The sequence below is a fragment of the Streptomyces hygroscopicus genome, from assembly GCF_026168105.1.
GTDB lineage: Bacteria > Actinomycetota > Actinomycetes > Streptomycetales > Streptomycetaceae > Streptomyces > Streptomyces hygroscopicus_D.
Genome location: NZ_LBMW01000124.1, coordinates 1 through 2,828 on the forward strand (window position 1 = coordinate 1; position 2,828 = coordinate 2,828).

The following is a 2,828-nucleotide window of genomic DNA, read 5'->3' on the forward strand; positions in this document are numbered from 1 at the left end:
CGGCCCCGGCGGTGTCCTGAGCGGCATGACCCAGGGCTGCCTGGACGGCGCCGTCACGGTCCCCGTGCTGCGCGCCGACCGCCCCGAGCGTCGGGCGATCACCGCCGCCCTCGCCGAACTGCACGTGCACGGCGCCTCCCCCGACTGGCACGCCCTCTTCCCCGGCGCCCACCGCGTCGACCTGCCCACCTACGCCTTCCAGCAGCAGCGCTTCTGGCTGGAGGCTCCCGAAGTCGAGACGGCCGTCGTGGACGCGGTCGACGCCGAGTTCTGGGCGAGCGTCGAGCGCGAGGACGTGCAGTCGCTGGCCGAGACACTGGGGCTGAGCGCCGACGAACTGGACGTCGTGCTCCCGAAGTTGTCTGCTTGGCGGCGTCAGCGCCGCGAGCAGTCCGTTGTGGACGGCTGGTGCTACCGGTTGGCCTGGCAGCCGCTGAACGGACTACCCGTCTCGGACCTGTCCGGCACCTGGCTGTTCGTGGCCCCCGAAGGCGACGCGTGGGCCGAGACCGTCCGTACGGGGCTCGTCGGACGCGGCGCCAACCTGATCCCGCTCGCCGCCGGTGCCGACGCCGACCGACGGTCCCTGGCCGGCGAACTGGAGCGGGTCGTGGAAGGAGACCGACCCCTCGACGGCGTCCTGTCGTTGCTCGCGACCGACGAGAGCGCCTCGGCCGAGCACCCGGCGGTCTCTCGGGGGCTGGCCCGTACCGTGACATTGACCCTGGCACTCGGCGACGTGGGCATCGACGCGCCGCTGTGGTGCGCCACGCGGGGAGCCGCGGCCACCGGTCGTTCCGACGACGCGCCGCTCAGTGCGGTACAGAACCAGGTGTGGGGCTTCGGCCGGTCCCTGGCTCTGGAACAGCCTGGGCGCTGGGGCGGCCTGATCGACCTGCCCGGCAAGGTGGACGATCGCGCCGCCGGCCGTATCGCCGCTGTACTGAACCAGACGGCGGGGCCGGTCGAGGACCAGGTCGCCGTCCGTGCGTCCGGCGTGTTCACCGTCCGGCTCACCCACGCCCACAGCGGCACCGGTCGGCCGTGGTCGCCCCGCGGCACGGTGCTGATCACCGGTGGTACGGGCGCGCTGGGCGGCCACGTCGCCCGCTGGCTGGCCGGTGCGGGCGCCGAGCACCTGGTGCTGACGAGCCGCCGCGGACCCGACGCGCCCGGCGCCGCCGAACTCAAGGCGGAGCTGGAGTCGTTGGGTGCCTCCGTCACCCTTGCCGCGTGCGATGTGGCCGACCGCGAGGCGGTGGCCGGGATCCTCGCCGAGCACACCTTCACCGCCGTGTTCCACGCGGCAGGCGTCGAACAGCTCACCTCCTTCGACGAGCTGACCCTCGACGACTTCGCCCGCACCATGGCGGCGAAGGTGGGCGGCGCCATGCACCTGGACGAACTGCTCGGCGAGCAGGAACTGGACGCCTTCGTCCTCTTCTCCTCGATCGCCGGCGTGTGGGGGAGCGGACTGCAGACCGCCTACGCCTCCGCCAACGCCTTCCTCGACGGGCTCGCCGCGCGACGCAGGGCCAACGGCCTGACCGCCACCGCCATCGCCTGGGGCCCCTGGGCGGACGGCGGCATGGTCACCGGCTCCGACGAGGAACACCTCCGCCGCCGTGGCGTCATCACCCTGCCGCCCACGCTCGCCGTGTCCGCCGTACAGCGCGCGCTGGACTGTGACGAAACCGCCGTCGTGGTGGCCGACATGAAGTGGGAGCGGTTCATCGGACCGTTCACGATGGCCCGCCCGAGCGCGCTGCTGTCCGAGCTGCCCGAGGTGCACCACGCCACGTCCGCCGACGCCACCACCGGCGCCGCATCCCTGGCCGTTCAACTGTCCGCACTTCCCGAGGCGGGGCGCGCGGCGGCCCTGCTCGACCTGGTCCGCGCCCACGTCGCGGCCGTACTCGGCCACGCCTCGGCGGACGACGCCGAGCCGGAACGGGCCTTCAAGGACCTGGGCTTCGACTCTCTGACCGCCGTCGAGCTCCGCAACAGGATCAACACGGCGACCGGCCTCGCCCTGCCGCCGACGCTGGTCTTCGACTACCCCAACGCCGCCTCGCTCGCCGCCTTCCTCCAGGGCAAGCTCCTCGCTGACGGTGCGGCCGTGCTGCCGACGGAACGGACAGCCGTCGCCGACGACGAGCCCATCGCGATCGTGGCGATGGGCTGCCACCTGCCGGGCGGCGTCGACTCCCCGGAGGAGCTGTGGGAGCTCGTCTCCTCCGGCGGTGACGCCATCTCGGCGTTCCCGTCCAACCGTGGCTGGGACACCGACAACCTCTACGACCCCGACCCGGAGAGTGTCGGCAAGACCTATGCCCGCGACGGCGGTTTCCTCTATGACGCCACCGACTTCGACGCCGACTTCTTCGGGATCTCGCCGCGCGAGGCGCTCGCGATGGACCCGCAGCAGCGACTGCTGCTGGAGACCACGTGGGAGACCTTCGAGCGCGCGGGGCTGACCGCCGCGCAGGTGCGGGGCAGCCGGACGGGCGTGTTCGTCGGCCTGGCCTACCAGGGCTACGGAGCCGATGTGCGCCGGACGCCGGAAGGAGTAGAGGGACACCGGCTGGTCGGAGGCGCGTCCAGTGTCGCGTCGGGGCGTGTGTCGTACACGTTCGGTCTGGAGGGGCCGGCGGTCACGGTGGATACGGCGTGTTCGTCGTCGTTGGTGGCGTTGCACTTGGCGATTCAGTCGTTGCGTGCTGGTGAGTGCTCGATGGCGTTGGCCGGTGGTGTGACGGTGATGGCCAGTCCTGCGGTGTTCGTGGAGTTCAGCCGTCAGCGTGGTCTGTCGGCGGACGGGCGGTGCA

1 protein-coding gene is annotated in these 2,828 nt (G+C 72.2%); it reads left to right on the plus strand.

Annotated elements, in window-relative coordinates; all coding sequences use genetic code 11:
- Positions 1–2,828 (plus strand): SDR family NAD(P)-dependent oxidoreductase (locus AAW14_RS39085; RefSeq protein ID WP_416223444.1); only part of this gene is annotated, 2,828 nt, incomplete at both ends.